The organism is Pseudomonas putida group bacterium ESBL64, from assembly GCF_045277175.1.
Lineage (GTDB): Bacteria > Pseudomonadota > Gammaproteobacteria > Pseudomonadales > Pseudomonadaceae > Aquipseudomonas > Aquipseudomonas alloputida.
The window spans coordinates 2,961,090-2,975,791 of record NZ_CP145799.1 but is presented as its reverse complement, the minus strand read 5'-3'; the positions used below and the strand labels follow the sequence as shown (position 1 = coordinate 2,975,791).

General features: G+C 62.0%; 16 protein-coding genes. 14 read left to right on the top strand and 2 right to left on the bottom strand.

Annotated elements, in window-relative coordinates; genetic code table 11:
- Positions 1–2: 2 nt before the first annotated feature.
- The 10 genes from cyoB to V6093_RS13565 all read left to right on the top strand — a co-directional run bounded on the left by cyoB (position 3) and on the right by V6093_RS13565 (position 9,047).
- Positions 3–2,021, top strand: a complete 2,019-nt coding sequence (gene cyoB, locus V6093_RS13610; RefSeq protein WP_003248603.1) for a cytochrome o ubiquinol oxidase subunit I — start codon at positions 3–5, stop codon at positions 2,019–2,021.
- Between the two features lie 3 nt (positions 2,022–2,024).
- Complete coding sequence (gene cyoC / locus V6093_RS13605; RefSeq protein ID WP_012051225.1) at positions 2,025–2,651, top strand: cytochrome o ubiquinol oxidase subunit III; 627 nt, start codon at positions 2,025–2,027, stop codon at positions 2,649–2,651.
- A complete protein-coding gene (gene cyoD, locus V6093_RS13600) occupies positions 2,651–2,983 on the top strand; it encodes a cytochrome o ubiquinol oxidase subunit IV (RefSeq protein WP_003248599.1) in 333 nt (110 codons plus the stop codon). Before cyoC ends, cyoD begins: the two co-directional genes overlap by 1 nt.
- A gap of 11 nt (positions 2,984–2,994) precedes the next feature.
- Positions 2,995–3,882, top strand: a complete 888-nt coding sequence (gene cyoE / locus V6093_RS13595) for a heme o synthase (RefSeq protein ID WP_003248596.1) — start codon at positions 2,995–2,997, stop codon at positions 3,880–3,882.
- A 309-nt stretch (positions 3,883–4,191) separates the two neighbouring features.
- Positions 4,192–5,400 (top strand): alanine transaminase, encoded by a 1,209-nt coding sequence (gene alaC, locus V6093_RS13590; RefSeq protein ID WP_014861452.1) that lies wholly within the window; start codon positions 4,192–4,194, stop codon positions 5,398–5,400.
- Positions 5,401–5,514: 114 nt separating this feature from the next.
- Positions 5,515–6,642 (top strand): hypothetical protein, encoded by a 1,128-nt coding sequence (locus V6093_RS13585; RefSeq protein ID WP_406669530.1) that lies wholly within the window; start codon positions 5,515–5,517, stop codon positions 6,640–6,642.
- A 160-nt stretch (positions 6,643–6,802) separates the two neighbouring features.
- Complete coding sequence (locus V6093_RS13580) at positions 6,803–7,186, top strand: YkgJ family cysteine cluster protein (RefSeq protein WP_003248590.1); 384 nt, start codon at positions 6,803–6,805, stop codon at positions 7,184–7,186.
- Between the two features lie 264 nt (positions 7,187–7,450).
- Positions 7,451–8,014, top strand: coding sequence for a GNAT family N-acetyltransferase (locus V6093_RS13575; RefSeq protein WP_003248588.1), 564 nt, complete (start codon positions 7,451–7,453; stop codon positions 8,012–8,014).
- An 86-nt stretch (positions 8,015–8,100) separates the two neighbouring features.
- Positions 8,101–8,640 (top strand): hypothetical protein, encoded by a 540-nt coding sequence (locus V6093_RS13570; protein WP_047603271.1) that lies wholly within the window; start codon positions 8,101–8,103, stop codon positions 8,638–8,640.
- 20 nt (positions 8,641–8,660) lie between these two features.
- Positions 8,661–9,047 (top strand): lysozyme inhibitor LprI family protein, encoded by a 387-nt coding sequence (locus V6093_RS13565; protein ID WP_047603272.1) that lies wholly within the window; start codon positions 8,661–8,663, stop codon positions 9,045–9,047.
- 135 nt (positions 9,048–9,182) lie between these two features.
- Here the strand turns inward: V6093_RS13565 and mnmH are convergent, their stop codons facing one another.
- A complete protein-coding gene (gene mnmH / locus V6093_RS13560) occupies positions 9,183–10,295 on the bottom strand; it encodes a tRNA 2-selenouridine(34) synthase MnmH (protein WP_019750484.1) in 1,113 nt (370 codons plus the stop codon).
- Positions 10,295–11,329, bottom strand: a complete 1,035-nt coding sequence (selD, locus tag V6093_RS13555; RefSeq protein ID WP_014861458.1) for a selenide, water dikinase SelD — start codon at positions 11,327–11,329, stop codon at positions 10,295–10,297. The genes mnmH and selD overlap by 1 nt, the downstream gene beginning before the upstream one ends.
- A gap of 126 nt (positions 11,330–11,455) precedes the next feature.
- Here selD and V6093_RS13550 point away from each other — a divergent pair, with 126 nt between their 5' ends.
- From V6093_RS13550 to phnE, 4 genes are read left to right on the top strand one after another with little or no spacing between them, the layout of a single operon-like run.
- Positions 11,456–12,310, top strand: coding sequence for a putative selenate ABC transporter substrate-binding protein (locus tag V6093_RS13550; RefSeq protein WP_047603273.1), 855 nt, complete (start codon positions 11,456–11,458; stop codon positions 12,308–12,310).
- Positions 12,307–13,116, top strand: coding sequence for a phosphonate ABC transporter ATP-binding protein (locus tag V6093_RS13545; RefSeq protein ID WP_003248576.1), 810 nt, complete (start codon positions 12,307–12,309; stop codon positions 13,114–13,116). The genes V6093_RS13550 and V6093_RS13545 overlap by 4 nt, the downstream gene beginning before the upstream one ends.
- Positions 13,110–13,937: an ABC transporter permease gene (locus V6093_RS13540; protein ID WP_004576350.1), complete on the top strand. Its 828-nt coding sequence runs from the start codon at positions 13,110–13,112 to the stop codon at positions 13,935–13,937. Before V6093_RS13545 ends, V6093_RS13540 begins: the two co-directional genes overlap by 7 nt.
- The gene (gene phnE, locus V6093_RS13535; protein ID WP_047603276.1) at positions 13,934–14,701 is read left to right on the top strand and encodes a phosphonate ABC transporter, permease protein PhnE; all 768 of its coding nucleotides are present in this window, start codon (positions 13,934–13,936) and stop codon (positions 14,699–14,701) included. Before V6093_RS13540 ends, phnE begins: the two co-directional genes overlap by 4 nt.
- The last annotated feature ends 1 nt before the right edge of the window (position 14,702 follow it).

Below are 14,702 nucleotides of genomic sequence, written 5' to 3'. Positions count from 1 at the left end.
AGATGTTCGGTAAATTAAGCCTGGAGGCGATACCCTATCACGAGCCGATAGTCATGGTGACGCTTGCCATGATCGCGCTCGGCGGTATCGCTGTCGTCGGTCTTATCACCTATTTCCGCAAGTGGACCTACTTGTGGAGCGAGTGGCTGACTACTGTCGACCACAAAAAGATCGGCGTGATGTACATCATCGTCGCGATGGTCATGCTGCTGCGTGGCTTTGCCGACGCCATCATGATGCGTACCCAGCTGGCTGCCGCAACCGGCGGCTCCGAAGGCTATCTGCCGCCTGAACACTATGACCAGATCTTCACCGCTCACGGTGTGATCATGATCATCTTCATGGCGATGCCGTTCTTCACCGGCCTGATGAACCTGGCGGTTCCTCTGCAGATCGGTGCACGTGACGTTGCCTTCCCGTTCCTGAACTCCCTGAGCTTCTACCTGCTGCTGGCAGGCGTGCTGCTGGTCAACATCTCGCTGGGCGTTGGTGAATTCGCCAAGACCGGCTGGGTTGCCTATCCGCCGCTCGCGGGCATTCAGTACAGCCCTGGGGTGGGTGTCGACTACTACATCTGGGCGCTACAGCTATCCGGATTGGGTACGACGCTTACCGGCGTGAACTTCCTCGTCACCGTGATGAAGATGCGCGCACCTGGCATGAAACTGATGGACATGCCGATCTTCACCTGGACCTGCACCTGGGCCAACGTACTGATCGTCGCTTCGTTCCCGATCCTGACTGCTGCACTCGCTCTGCTGACTGTTGACCGTTATCTGGACTTCCACATCTTCACCAACGAGCTTGGTGGGAACCCGATGATGTACGTCAACCTGTTCTGGGCGTGGGGTCACCCTGAGGTTTACATCCTGATCCTGCCGGCCTTCGGCGTGTTCTCGGAAGTCACTTCGACGTTCTCTGGCAAACGCCTGTTCGGCCACCACTCGATGATTTACGCATCGGGCGCGATCGCCATCCTCGGCTTTGCTGTATGGCTGCACCACTTCTTCACCATGGGTGCCGGCGCCAGCGTCAACACCTTCTTCGGCCTGGCGACGATGCTGATCTCCATTCCGACCGGTGTGAAGCTGTTCAACTGGCTGTTCACCATGTACCAAGGCCGTGTGCGCTTCACCGCACCGATGCTCTGGACCCTGGGCTTCATGGTCACCTTCTCCATCGGTGGCATGACCGGCGTACTGCTGGCCGTTCCGGGTGCTGACTTCGTCCTGCACAACAGCCTGTTCGTAATTGCGCACTTCCACAACGTGATCATCGGTGGCGCGGTATTCGGCTACATCGCCGGTTTCGCCTTCTGGTTCCCGAAAGCCTTCGGCTTCACCCTGAACGAGAAGTGGGGCAAAGCTGCCTTCTGGTTCTGGCTGTCGGGCTTCTACGTTGCGTTCATGCCGCTGTACGCCCTGGGCTTCATGGGCATGACCCGTCGTCTGAACCACTCCGACAACCCACTGTGGGAACCCTACCTGTACGTAGCCGTTGTCGGCGCCGTGCTGATCCTGTTCGGTATCGCTTGCCAGCTGATCCAGATCTTCGTTTCGGTCCGCGACCGCAACCAGAACCTGGACGTGACCGGCGACCCATGGGGCGGCCGTACCCTGGAATGGTCGACTTCTTCGCCACCTCCGTTCTACAACTTCGCTCACATGCCTGAGAAAGTTGGCCTGGACTGCTGGCACGAAGCCAAGGAAGCGGGCGTTGCGTACAAGGCCCCGGCCAAGTACGAAGCCATCCACATGCCGAGCAACACTGCTACCGGTCTGTTCATGGGCCTGTTCCTGACCGTCTTCGGCTTCGCCTTCATCTGGCACATCTGGTGGCTGGTGGGCGCGAGCCTGGTTGCAACCATCGCTGTCTTCGTTCGCCACGCTGCACGTGACGACCAGGGCTACATGGTTCCGGCCGAAGAAGTGGCGCGCATCGAAGGCGAGCGTATGAAAGCGCTGGCCAAAGCAGGTGCTCTGCCTGCCGGCGCACGTGTCGAATCGTTTGAGCGGGTGTAATCAATGTCCAGTCAAGTAATGCACGGCGGCGCTGCTCATGGTCACGACCATGGGCATGACGACCACCACCACGACTCGGGCCAGATGACCGTACTGGGCTTCTGGCTGTACCTGATGACCGACTGCATCCTGTTTGCGTCGCTCTTCGCCACCTACGCGGTGCTGTCCGGCAGTTTTGCCGGCGGCCCGTCGGGTCACGACATCTTCCAGCTCGATTTCGTAGCTGTTGAAACGCTGTTCCTGCTGCTGTCCTCGATCACCTTCGGCTTCGCCATGCTGAAGATGTTCGATGGCAAGAAAGCGGGCGTACTGGGCTGGTTGGCTGTGACCTTCCTGTTCGGTGCAGGCTTCATCGCGATGGAAATCTATGAGTTCCATCACCTGATCAGCGAGGGCTTCGGCCCGCAGCGCAGTGGCTTCCTGTCGGGCTTCTTCGCCCTGGTAGGTACCCACGGTCTGCACGTGACTGCTGGTCTGATCTGGATGGCAATCATGATGTACCAGATCAACAAGCACGGCATCACGCCGACCGCCAAGACCCGCATGAGCTGCCTGAGCCTGTTCTGGCACTTCCTGGACGTGGTCTGGATCTGCGTATTCACCGTCGTTTACCTGCTGGGGGTTCTGTAATGGCTAACGCACACGACACTCATCACGAAGGTAATCACGGCAGCGTCAAGTCGTACATGATCGGTTTTGTACTGTCGATCATCCTGACTGCGATCCCGTTCGGCCTGGCCATGACTGCCAGCCTGCCGAAGAACCTGACCGTTCTGATCATTGTTGCCATGGCCGTGATCCAGGTAGTTGTTCACCTGGTTTACTTCCTGCACATGGACCGCTCGAAAGAGCAACGCAACAACGTTTCGACGTTCCTGTTCACCACCCTGGTGATCGCTCTGCTTGTCGGCCTGTCGCTGTGGATCATGTTCAGCATCCACTTCGAAATGTTGGCCAAGTGAGGTAAGACTGCATGTCCGTTAAGCACTTTATCCAAATCACCAAACCGGGGATCATTTTCGGTAACGTGCTTTCCGTGGCAGGCGGTTTCTTCCTTGCCTCGAAGGGCCATGTGGATTTCGCCCTGTTCCTGGCGGTGGTGATCGGTACTTCGCTGGTGGTTGCGTCCGGATGCGTGTTCAACAACTGCATCGACCGTGACATCGACCACAAGATGGAGCGCACCAAGAACCGTGTCATGGTTCAGGGCGGCATGTCGCTGCCCCTCGCGCTGATCTACGCCACCCTGCTCGGGGTGGCGGGTTTCAGCCTGCTGTATGTCCAGGCCAACCCGCTGTCTGCGTTCTGCGCACTGATTGGCTTTGTTGTCTATGTCGGTTTCTACAGCCTGTGGCTGAAGCGTAAATCGGTGCACGGCACCTTGGTCGGCAGCCTGTCCGGTGCCATGCCTCCGGTGATCGGCTACTGCGCCGTGAGCAACAGCTTCGACCTGGCTGCGGTAACCCTGCTGGTGATGTTCAGCCTTTGGCAAATGCCGCACAGCTTTGCCATCGCGATCTTCCGCTTCAAGGATTACAGCGCTGCCAACATTCCGGTCCTGCCGGTGGCACGTGGCATCCTGGCGGCGAAGAAGCAGATCGTGCTGTACGTGCTGGCCTTTGTGCTCGCCACCTTGATGCTTACCCTCGGCGGTTACGCCGGCCTCGGCTACCTGGCTGTGGCAGCTGCCATGGGCCTGTACTGGCTGTACATGGCCTGGGGTGGTTACAAGGCCGAGGACGACAGCAAGTGGGCCCGCAAGGTGTTCGGCTTCTCCATCCTTACCGTCACTGCCCTGAGCGTGATGATGGGTGTGGACAGCCAGACCGCTGCGGATGTGCTGATGACCTACGCACGCTGAAACTGCTGCCTGTTTCACGAAAACCCCGGCCACTGTGCCGGGGTTTTTTTTGGGTATTTTTCCTGTGCCGGCCTCTTCGCGGGTAAACCCGCTCCTGCAAGGTTCCTGTAGGAGCGGGTTTACCCGCGAAGAGGCCGGCACAGGAAAATATAAATCTCTAATTTTCAAACAATAGATCTGAAAAGTTCTAACAAAACAGGAAATTATCCTTTACAAGGATCCTGTTTCGGCACTATCTTCTGATTCAGGCCGCCACATCGGCCAGCGTCGCTCGGACGGTTCCGGGCGCTTACGTCCTCAGAGGAAGCCATGGCCAACCCAGGTTCGCCGCGCCGCTTTGCGCGCATCGATCGTCTCCCCCCTTACGTCTTCAACATCACTGCCGAGCTCAAGATGGCCGCCCGCCGCCGTGGCGAGGACATCATCGACCTGAGCATGGGCAACCCCGATGGCGCCACCCCGCCGCACATCGTCGAGAAGCTGGTACAGGTCGCCCAACGTGAAGACACCCACGGCTACTCCACCTCGCGCGGCATCCCGCGCCTGCGCCGGGCCATCTCCAACTGGTACAAGGACCGCTACGAGGTCGACATCGACCCGGAAAGCGAAGCCATCGTTACCATCGGCTCGAAAGAGGGCCTGGCCCACCTGATGCTGGCCACCCTCGACCAGGGCGATACGGTGCTGGTGCCCAACCCCAGCTACCCGATCCACATCTACGGCGCAGTGATCGCCGGTGCCCAGGTGCGTTCGGTGCCGCTGGTGCCGGGCGTGGACTTCTTCAACGAGCTTGAGCGGGCCATTCGCGAGTCCATCCCCAAGCCGAAGATGATGATCCTGGGCTTCCCGTCCAACCCGACCGCGCAGTGCGTGGAGCTGGACTTCTTCGAGCGCGTGGTGGCCCTGGCCAAGCAGTACAACGTACTGGTGGTGCATGACCTGGCCTATGCCGATATCGTCTACGACGGCTGGAAAGCCCCGTCGATCATGCAGGTGCCGGGTGCCAAAGACATTGCGGTGGAATTCTTCACCCTGTCCAAGAGCTACAACATGGCCGGCTGGCGCATCGGCTTCATGGTCGGCAACCCCGAGCTGGTCAACGCCCTTGCGCGGATCAAGAGCTACCACGACTATGGCACCTTCACCCCGCTACAGGTCGCAGCCATTGCCGCGCTGGAAGGCGACCAACAGTGCGTGCGCGACATTGCCGAGCAGTATCGCCAGCGTCGCAACCTGCTGGTCAAAGGGCTGCACGAACTGGGCTGGATGGTCGAGAACCCCAAGGCGTCGATGTACGTGTGGGCGAAGATCCCGCCGGAGTATGCGCACCTGGGTTCGCTAGAGTTCTCCAAGAAGCTGCTGGCCGAGGCCAAGGTCTGCGTGTCGCCGGGGATCGGCTTTGGTGACTATGGGGACGACCATGTTCGCTTTGCGTTGATCGAGAACCAGGACCGTATTCGCCAAGCCATCCGCGGGATCCGGCAAATGTTCCGGGCTGATGGGTTGGCTCGCAAGTAAGCCCATTGGGGCTGCGAAGCAGCCCCAACTGCCTCTTGGGTGAGCTTTCCGCCTGCCTTCTGGTTACCCGTACGCCTACCGTCAGCACTCATTTCTCACCAAAGAGATCTCCCCATGAGTGTCTTCACCGCCTACTTCTGCGGCACTGGCTCGCACCGTTTCGACGACGCCAATCCCAACTTCTGGAATGGCGAGCTGGTCTCGACCCTGGCCAGTAATGACCAGAGCCGGGAATTCGCCCACTGGATCGCCGTCGACGGCCCAGGCAGCGGCAACCTTCAGGATGACAACCTGTTCGTCGAACCCGGCGGCTATTTCAACTGGACCGGCCAGCTGTTTGGCCGCGGCTGGGAGGAGAACGTCAACCATGTGCTGCAGGTCATCAAAGGCGAAAGCAGCTGGCGGCGTACCAAACTCAGTGAGCAAGAATACGAGCGGCTGAAAGCTGCCGGCGTGCCCATTCCGGACGTGTCTTCCTCCGCCTCATGGTTCTGGCGAACCTACGACTATGGCGATCGCCACCCGACCCCGCAGGAACTGCAGGAGCGCATCATCAGCATGTTCCGCAAACCGCGCCTGCCAACCCAGGTCAACCTGGTGGGCTGGAGCAGGGGAGGGATCAGCTGCCACATGCTGGCCAATGCCATGGCGCAAGACCCTGTATTGCGGGGCATACCGGTGAACATATTTGCCATCGACCCGGTGCCTGGCGTTGGTAACGTGCAAGTCGAACGCGTAACGTTGGCGGATAACGTCAAAGAGTACGTAGGCTTCTACTCAAGGGATGAGCGCTCCAAAGGTTTTGCCTGCGTGATCCCTTCGGTCGCCAAAGGGACACGGGTATGCGTTTATCCGATGCCGGGTCGCCATGCCACGCTGGTGGGCAACGCCTCGGCTGATGGCGCAGGCGATGGCAAGGTGCTGGCCGAACCTGGGCTGATCGTTCGCCACTTTGCCGAGGTTTGCCTGACCCGCTGGGGCGTGCGCCTGGACAAACGTCTGGCCTTGAGCAGCAGCCAGTTGATGAAGTATCACCAGGTCATGGCGGCTGCCGACAGGCAGCATCAGGCCATGCGCAGTAAGTCCTACACGGTAGTCACCGAGGGCGATAAGAATGATCGTCTGGTGCATTGTGGGGAGGTGCATACGCAGTTCAGCAAGGTACAGGGAGGTAACTACAAGCCGAGCGCAGGCCTGGGTTTACAACGCTGGGACGCTGAAACCTACCAGCCCATCTGCTAGCTGAAAGGGGGCGGCCGGTGAATGCACTGGTCGCCCTTGTTCAGTGGCCGGATCAGCGGCAACTTTTTTTGCATTCCCCCTCTATCCAGCGGCCCCTGGTTGGATTAAAAATGGCGCCGCGGGCCAGCCCCGATAACAACCACCTTCCCTCCGTGACATCATGTCTGAATATAACCCTTGCCTTGACTGCGGCGCCTGCTGCGGGTACTTCCGTGTGTCCTTCTTCTGGGGCGAATGCCAGTCTGCCGGGGGCGTAGTGCCGGACGACCTGGTGGTACAGATCAACCCCACGCGCGTTGCCATGATCGGCACCGATGCCAAGCCCTGCCGCTGTGTCAGCCTTCAGGGCGAGATCGGTAAAGAGGTGGCTTGTACGATTTACGCCAACCGTTCCAGCCCGTGCCGCGAGTTTGATGCGTCGTGGGAGGGTGGGGTGCATAACCCGAGCTGTGATGATGCGCGGGCAGCGTATGGCCTGCCACCCTTGACTCCGCCAGAGGCCAACGAGCCGCATTGGCCGGATGATGGGGCTGAGGTGGCCTGAAGTATCAATCAGCCTGACGCGGTCGATGTGGAGCCTTGCGTCGCGAAAGGGCCGCACAGCGGCCCCAGGCATCAGCGGCACCGCGAGAATTGCCAGGGCTGCTTTGCAGCCCCTTCGCGACGCAAGGCCGCTCCCACAGATAGCGTGCAAGGCTCCTGACCTGTGGTGAACCTGCCGGCGACGGCTGCAAAGCTGCCCGAGATGCCTGAACCCTGCACTTGACGTTAAACTGTCATCTCCCCAGCAATGGACAGGAGATCCGGCGTGACCCCTCCCCGCAGTTTCCCCAGTGACCTCTGCCTCGACAGCCCACGGCTGCAACTGCGCCCCATGCGCCATGCCGATGCCGCGCAGTGGCTGGCGATCATGGCCGACCCCGAGGTCATGCGCTATTGGCACCATGCACCCTGGCAAGACCTGGCCGAGGCCGAAAGCGCCCTGGCCGCCGACCGCGAAGCCTATGCCAATGGCGACCAACTCAAGCTCGGCATGTACCGCCGCGACAACGGCGAACTGATCGGCATGGTCCAGCTGTTCAACATCGACGACATTTCCCGCCGTGGCGAAATCGGCTACTGCCTGGCCAGCGCCGTGCAGGGCAGGGGCTACATGGACGAAGCGCTGACCTGCTTCATCGACTACCTCGCCCACACCCTGCACATGCGACGCCTGGAAGGTGAAATCGACCCGCGCAACCAGGGCTCGGCACGCACCCTGGAGCGGCAAGGTTTTGTGCTGGAAGGCACCTTGCGGGCGCGCTGGTGCGTGGCGGGTGAGCTGTCCGACTCGGGTATTTACGGCCTGCTGCTTGAGCCGCCAGTAGCCTGATCTCATAACACCCGAGCGTGAATTTGGAAGCGGGGCAGGGCCTGGGTTAAGGTCGTAGGCTGTCCCGTTTCTCTCAGGAATCCCCTTTGCCCGCTTTCTACCTGAGTATCAGCCTGCTGCTGTATTTGCTCGCCCTGTTCTTCGATGGCGCGCTGATGAGCGGCGAGCGTCATATGCCGGCCCTGCAGATGCTGCTGTACGGGCCATGGGGCATGCCGTTCGGCTTGTACCAATGGTTTGCCAATCCGCTGCTGGCACTGGCCATCCTGGCTCATCGGCGGTTTCGCTGGCTGGCCTTGCTGGCCGGGCTTGGTGCGGCGTATCTGGCTGCCAGCAGTTTTGGCATCGACCGCTTGCCGGATAACCGCAGCTATGAGTTTCATGACCTTACCGGTTTTGGTGCTGGCTTCTACCTGTGGCTGGTAGCGATGGTGGTGTTTTGCCTGGGGCAAGCCTGGTTTTGCTGGAAGGCGCGAAGGGCTGACGACATGCCAGGCTGGAACTGGCTTGATGTCGCCTTGATTGCCGCCCTGGGGGTAACGTTGTATGCAGCGACGCAAATGCCCTCGCTGCGCTTCGAGCCAGGCAAGGTGCTGATGCCTCCGGAGCAGCCGCAGACGCTTTGATACCCACAAGGAGGGTTAGCATGATCAAGCATTACCTGGCAGGCCTGGCACTGGCCTGCGTGCTACCGGTAGCGATGGCGGACGATTACACGGCGGCCTACGGGCAGTGCATGGACACGGCCTCCAGCACCGTGGCCATGAACGCGTGTATCGGGGCCGAAACGCAAGTGCAGGACCAGCGCTTGAACCGGGTGTACAAGCAGCTGATGGGCAAGCTGGATGCCGGGCAACAGAAGAGCCTGCGGGATGTGCAGCGCAAGTGGCTGGCCTACCGTGATGGCAATTGCCAGTTCCATGTACAGGCCAGTGGTGGAACCCTGGCGCAGCTGGAAGGTGGCAGCTGCATGATGGACATGACCCGCGAACGCGCTGCGGAGCTGGAGCGGGTGCTTAGCCCTGGGCAGTAGCGCCTGTTCAGGCATGATTGGCCCACATTTGCAGGCGCGGGTTCAGCCGCGAACACCGGCTTTGCCGGTGTCATGCTCCGCGTTGGCTTCTTCGCGGGTGAACCCGCTCCTACAGGCCACTGCAGGGTGCTGGTTCTATTTACGCGGTTGGCGCAGCGCCCGGGCCTTGAGGTACTCGCGCACCTCCACGGCATCCCCGGCAAACTCGATGCGCTCGGCCTTGGCTGCGCGCTGGTAGGCATACATCGGGTCGTAGTACTCGTTCAGCAAGCCTTCGATCCAGCCCCGGTGCAGGTCTACTGCGCCGCTGCGCTGCTGCTCTTGCAGGGCTTCGCGCAGCATCTCGGACAAGCGCTGATGGCGCTCTCCACCCAAACGCTTGTAGATGTTGGCCATGCTCTGCAGCATACGTTCGGCAAACAGCCGGGGACCGTCTTCTTCGCCATGCACGGCCTTGAACTCGGCGCTCAGGTTGACCACGTAGTCGCGCAGGATGCGCTCCACGCGGTTGGTGAAGCTGTCTTCAAGCCACACCAGCGGGTAATGCTGCATGCCTTGGTACAACTCCAGCGGCACCGTGCAGCTGCCAACAATGCGGCCTTCATCTTCCAGCACAAACTGCCCGATACCGCGGGCGCGCTTTTTCAGCACGTCGATTGCCAGCTGGTTTTCAAAGTCGATCTGCGCCGGTTGCGCCGTGGCGCGCTTGCCGAAACTGGAGCCGCGATGGTTGGCGTGGCCTTCAAGGTCCAGCACGTTGTCCAACTGGTGCAGCACATCGGTCTTGCCGGTACCGGTCAGTCCACCGACCAGTACGAAATCACATTGCTCCACCGCTTGCTGGGTAGTCTCCAGCAGGAAGGTACGCATGGCCTTGTAGCCGCCTTTGACACGCGGGTACTGAATACCCGCCTCATCGCGCAGCCAGCCCTGCACGATCTGCGAACGCAGGCCGCCACGGAAGCAGTACAGGTAACCGTCAGGGTGCGCCTTGGCAAACGCTGCCCAGGCCTCCAGGCGGGCTTGCTTGGTGGTGCCACTGACCAGCTGGTGGCCCAGGGCGATGGCGGCGGCCTGGCCCTGCTGCTTGTAGCAGGTGCCGACCTTCTGCCGCTCCTGGTCGTTCATCAGCGGCAGGTTTACTACGCCAGGGAAGGCGCCTTTGGCGAATTCGACGGGGGCGCGCATGTCCATCATCGGCACGTCGTCGAGGAACAGCTGACGGAAGTCGGTGCAGTCGGGGCGCATCAGATCACCTCGACCGCATGGCTCTGTCGCTCGACCAGCTTGCCGATCGGAGACAGTTTCAGGCCCAGGCCGGCAGCCACGGCGAGGAACTCGGCTTCACCCTCCGGGGCAACAGCAACCAGCAAGCCACCGCTGGTCTGCGGATCGCACAGCAGGTGCTTCTGGTCGTCGCTGAGGGCGCCGATCTTGTGCCCGTAGCTGTCGTAGTTGCGCAGGGTTCCACCGGGGATGCAGCCTTCGGCCAGGTAGTGGTCGACACTAGGTAGGCGTGGCACGGCGGCGTAGTTCAGGTGCGCGGTGAGGCCGCTGCCTTCGGCCAGCTCGACCAGGTGGCCGAGCAGGCCGAAGCCGGTGACGTCGGTCATGGCCTTGACCCCGTCCAGCTTGCCGAAGCGGCTGCCGGGCGTGTTGAGGGTGCACATCCAGTCACGGGCCAGGCCTTGGTCTTGCACGCGCAGCTTGGCCTTCTTTTCGGCGGTGGTGAGGATGCCGATGCCCAGGGGCTTGGTCAGGTACAGCTGGCAGCCCGCGCTGGCAGTGTCGTTGCGTTTGAGGTGGCGTTTATTGACCACGCCGGTGACGGCCAGGCCAAAGATCGGCTCAGGCGCGTCGATCGAGTGGCCGCCGGCCAGCGGGATACCCGCTTCGGCACACACTGCGCGGCCGCCGCGGATGACTTCGCGGGCGACTTCCGGCGGTAGCACGTTGACCGGCCAGCCAAGGATGGCAATGGCCATCAGCGGGTCGCCGCCCATGGCATAGATGTCGCTGATGGCGTTGGTGGCGGCAATGCGGCCGAAGTCGTAAGGGTCATCGACGATCGGCATGAAGAAGTCGGTGGTCGAAACCACGCCGCGCTCGTCGTCCAGCGCGTACACTGCTGCATCGTCGCGCGAGGCATTGCCGACCCACAGTTTCGGGTCCAGGGCCTGGGTGCCGCTTTCGGCGAGGATCACGTCCAGCACCTTGGGGGAGATCTTGCAGCCACAGCCGGCGCCATGGCTGTACTGGGTCAGGCGAATCGGCTCGCTCATATGCACCTCTGCAGGTCAAATTGTTGCGCGATTGTAGCAAAGCTGGCCTTTAGGCCCTTGCCTCTTATAATTCCCGGTGTCGGCAAATGTGTCGGCACTTCCCCGCTATTGAACCGGAGAACACCCATGCTCAACCGCCCCCTGGCGCTTGCCGCCGGCCTCGTGCTGTCTTGCTGTGCCGCTGTCGTTCAGGCCGCCGAAACCCTGCGTGTCAGCGCCATCCCCGACGAAGCGCCGACCGAGCTGCAGCGCAAGTTCAAGCCTTTGGGTGAATACCTGGCCAAGCAACTGGGCATGGAGGTGAAGTTCGTACCCGTGGCCGACTACCCGGCGGTGGTGGAGTCGCTGGCCGCAGACCGTCTCGACCTGGCCTGGCTGGGGGGCTTCACGTTCGTTCAGGTGCACCTGAAGGACCCGACCGCCACGCCACTGGTACAGCGTGAGCAGGACGCACAGTTCACGTCCAAGTTCATCACCGCCAACCCCGACGTGAAAAGCCTGACCGACCTGAAGGGCAAGTCGTTTGCCTTCGGTTCCATTTCGTCCACCTCGGGCAGCCTGATGCCGCGTTACTTCATGCTCAAGCAGGACAATATCAAGCCTGAGGAGTACTTCAGCCGCGTGGCCTATTCTGGCGCCCATGATGCCACCGTGGCCTGGGTGCAGGCTGGCAAGGTCGATGGTGGCGTGCTGAACGCCAGCGTGTGGCAAAAGCTGGTGGATGCCGGCAAGGTCGACACCACCAAGGTGAAGGTGTTCGCCACCACCCCGACCTACTTCGACTACAACTGGACCGTGCGCGGCAACATGGACCCGGCGTTGAAACAGAAAATCAAGAAAGCCTTCCTGGACCTTGACCCGAGCAACCCGGAGCACAAGGCGATCCTGGACCTGCAGGCCGCCAGCCGCTTCATCGAGACCAAGCCTGAGAACTACAAGGGCACCGAACAAGCTGCACGCGAGGCCGGCCTGCTCAAGTGACAGCTTCGAATGCGGCAATCCATCTTCACGGTGCCAGCCTGCGTCATGGCCAGGTACGCGCGCTTGACGCGGTGAGCCTGCGGATCGCGCAGGGCGAGCGTGTCGCCATCATCGGGCCGTCGGGGGCGGGCAAGTCCAGCTTGCTGCACCTGATGGCCACGGCCGTTCAGCCCAGCAGTGGGCGCCTGGAGTTGCTTGGCGAGCAGCCTTGGGCGCTGTCGGCAAGGGCACGCCAGCGACTGCGCGCGCAGGTTGGCCTGGTGCATCAGGCGCCGCCTTTGCCACCGCGTCAGCGGGTAGTGACCGCAGTGCTGGCGGGTCGCCTGGGGCAGTGGGGTACGCTGCGCGGCTTGCTCAACCTGCTGTACCCCAGCGATGTACCGGGGGCGCGCCAGGCCTTGGCCGAACTGGGCCTGGCCGACAAGCTGTTCGTGCAGTGTGGGCAGTTGTCCGGTGGCCAGTTGCAGCGGGTGGGCATTGCTCGGGCGTTGTACCAGCGCCCGCAGGTGCTGCTGACCGACGAACCGGTGTCGGCCATGGACCCGGTGTTGGCCGACCACAGCCTGGCCTTGCTCAATCGCCATGCCCAAGCGACTGGCGTGACGTTGGTGGCGAGCCTGCACGCCGTAGAGCTCGCGCTGGCGCATTTTCCGCGGGTGATTGGCATTCGGGAAGGGCAGGTTGTGTTCGACTGCCCGGCCGAAGCGGTCACCGAGCATCTGCTGGACGCGCTGTATGCCAACGAACAACTGGCTCCGCCGCCAACCCAAGGGCCGATCCTGACCGTGCAGATTCCGCGATGCTAAAGGCTGACGCCCGCGACCCGGCGCTGCTGCCACGGTTGCTGCTGGCCCTGTTGGCGGTAGCAGTACTGTGGCCGGCTATCCAGACAAGCGAACTGAACCCCGGGGTGCTGTTGCAGGCGGACAACCGTCAGCAGATTGCCAGCTTTACCAGCGCCTTCTGGCCGCCGGCACATGATGCCGATTTTCTTGCACTGCTGTATGAAGCCACCTTGCAGACCCTGGCCGTGGCGACTGCCGGCATGGCGCTGGCGTTGTTGTTGGCGATCCCGGCTGGCTTGCTGGCCAGCCGTGCCTTGTCCTTGCGTGCTGCTTCACGCGGCGGGCGGGCCGGGTTGTGGTCGCGACTGTTGCGCCTGCCGGTGCGTGGGCTGCTGATTTTCCTGCGTAGCGTGCCGGAGATCGTCTGGGCGTTGCTGTTCGTGCGCGCCGTGGGGCTGGGGCCGACGGCGGGCGTACTGGCTATCGCCATCACCTACAGTGGCATGCTCGGCAAGGTTTATGCCGAAATCTTCGAGTCGGTCGACCAGCGCCCGGCGCATGCCTTGTTGCAGGCGGGCAGTGGCCGGCTGGCGGCGTTTTTCTACGGCATCCTGCCCAATGCTGCCTCCGAAGTGGTGTCGTACACCGTGTACCGCTGGGAGTGCGCGGTGCGGGCTTCGGTGGTGATGGGCTTTGTCGGTGCTGGCGGGCTGGGCCAGCAGATCGACCTGTCGATGCGCATGTTTGCGGGTGCGCAAGTAGCGAGCATGCTGTTGACGTTCTTGCTGCTGGTGATCCTGGCCGACCTGCTCAGCCGCCTGCTGCGCTGGAGGCTGGCATGAACCGGGTGATCAACTTGGTGCTATTGGGTGCCATCGTGTCAGCGGTGGTGGCCTCGTTCGCATACCTGGAGCTGGACCTGCACGCACTGGTCGGCAATGGCGGGCTGGGGCAGATGGGCGAGTACGCCGGGCGCTTCCTGCAGCCGGATCTGTCTGCCGGGCACCTCAGGGCGGTGTGGCGCGGGGCGCTGGAAACCCTGGCCATGTCTGGCATGGGCACCTTGTTGGCGATGGTATTGGGGATGTTGCTGGCACTGCCGGCGGCGGGCCGCTTCGGTTGGCCGTTGCAAGGGGCCGCGCGTTTGCTGCTCAATGCCTTGCGTGCCATTCCTGAACTGGTGTGGGCTGCGCTGACTGTGCTGGCGGCTGGGCTGGGGCCGAATGCCGGTACCCTGGCTTTGGCGTTGCACACCGCGGGCGTGCTGGGGCGGTTGTTTGCCGAGGCGCTTGAGAACGCCCCGCCCGAGCCGGCGGCGGCGATCCGTTTGCAGGGGGGCAGCCAGGTGGCGGCGTTCTGCTTTGGTACCCTGCCCAACCTGTGGCCGCAGTTGCTGGCTTACAGCTTGTACCGCTGGGAGAACAACATCCGCATGGCCAGCGTGCTCGGGTTTGTCGGGGCGGGCGGGTTGGGGCAGATGCTGTACACCACCTTGAGCCTGTTCCAGGAGGCCCAGGCCAGCACGGTGATCATCGGTATGCTGGTGTTGGTGTTGCTGGTGGATGTGTCGAGTGATGTGTTGCGTCAGCGCTATGTGCGGGCCTGAC

What these genes read in the sequence shown, in the direction of transcription:
- V6093_RS13550 (WP_047603273.1), top strand. Translation starts at nt 11,456, where the DNA reads ATGCTCAACCGCCCCCTGGCGCTTGCCGCCGGCCTCGTGCTGTCTTGC.
- V6093_RS13540 (WP_004576350.1), top strand. Translation starts at nt 13,110, where the DNA reads ATGCTAAAGGCTGACGCCCGCGACCCGGCGCTGCTGCCACGGTTGCTG.
- mnmH (WP_019750484.1), bottom strand. Translation starts at nt 10,295, where the DNA reads ATGCGCCCCGACTGCACCGACTTCCGTCAGCTGTTCCTCGACGACGTG.
- cyoE (WP_003248596.1), top strand. Translation starts at nt 2,995, where the DNA reads ATGTCCGTTAAGCACTTTATCCAAATCACCAAACCGGGGATCATTTTC.
- phnE (WP_047603276.1), top strand. Translation starts at nt 13,934, where the DNA reads ATGAACCGGGTGATCAACTTGGTGCTATTGGGTGCCATCGTGTCAGCG.
- V6093_RS13580 (WP_003248590.1), top strand. Translation starts at nt 6,803, where the DNA reads ATGTCTGAATATAACCCTTGCCTTGACTGCGGCGCCTGCTGCGGGTAC.
- V6093_RS13585 (WP_406669530.1), top strand. Translation starts at nt 5,515, where the DNA reads ATGAGTGTCTTCACCGCCTACTTCTGCGGCACTGGCTCGCACCGTTTC.
- cyoC (WP_012051225.1), top strand. Translation starts at nt 2,025, where the DNA reads ATGTCCAGTCAAGTAATGCACGGCGGCGCTGCTCATGGTCACGACCAT.
- V6093_RS13565 (WP_047603272.1), top strand. Translation starts at nt 8,661, where the DNA reads ATGATCAAGCATTACCTGGCAGGCCTGGCACTGGCCTGCGTGCTACCG.
- cyoB (WP_003248603.1), top strand. Translation starts at nt 3, where the DNA reads ATGTTCGGTAAATTAAGCCTGGAGGCGATACCCTATCACGAGCCGATA.
- selD (WP_014861458.1), bottom strand. Translation starts at nt 11,329, where the DNA reads ATGAGCGAGCCGATTCGCCTGACCCAGTACAGCCATGGCGCCGGCTGT.
- alaC (WP_014861452.1), top strand. Translation starts at nt 4,192, where the DNA reads ATGGCCAACCCAGGTTCGCCGCGCCGCTTTGCGCGCATCGATCGTCTC.
- cyoD (WP_003248599.1), top strand. Translation starts at nt 2,651, where the DNA reads ATGGCTAACGCACACGACACTCATCACGAAGGTAATCACGGCAGCGTC.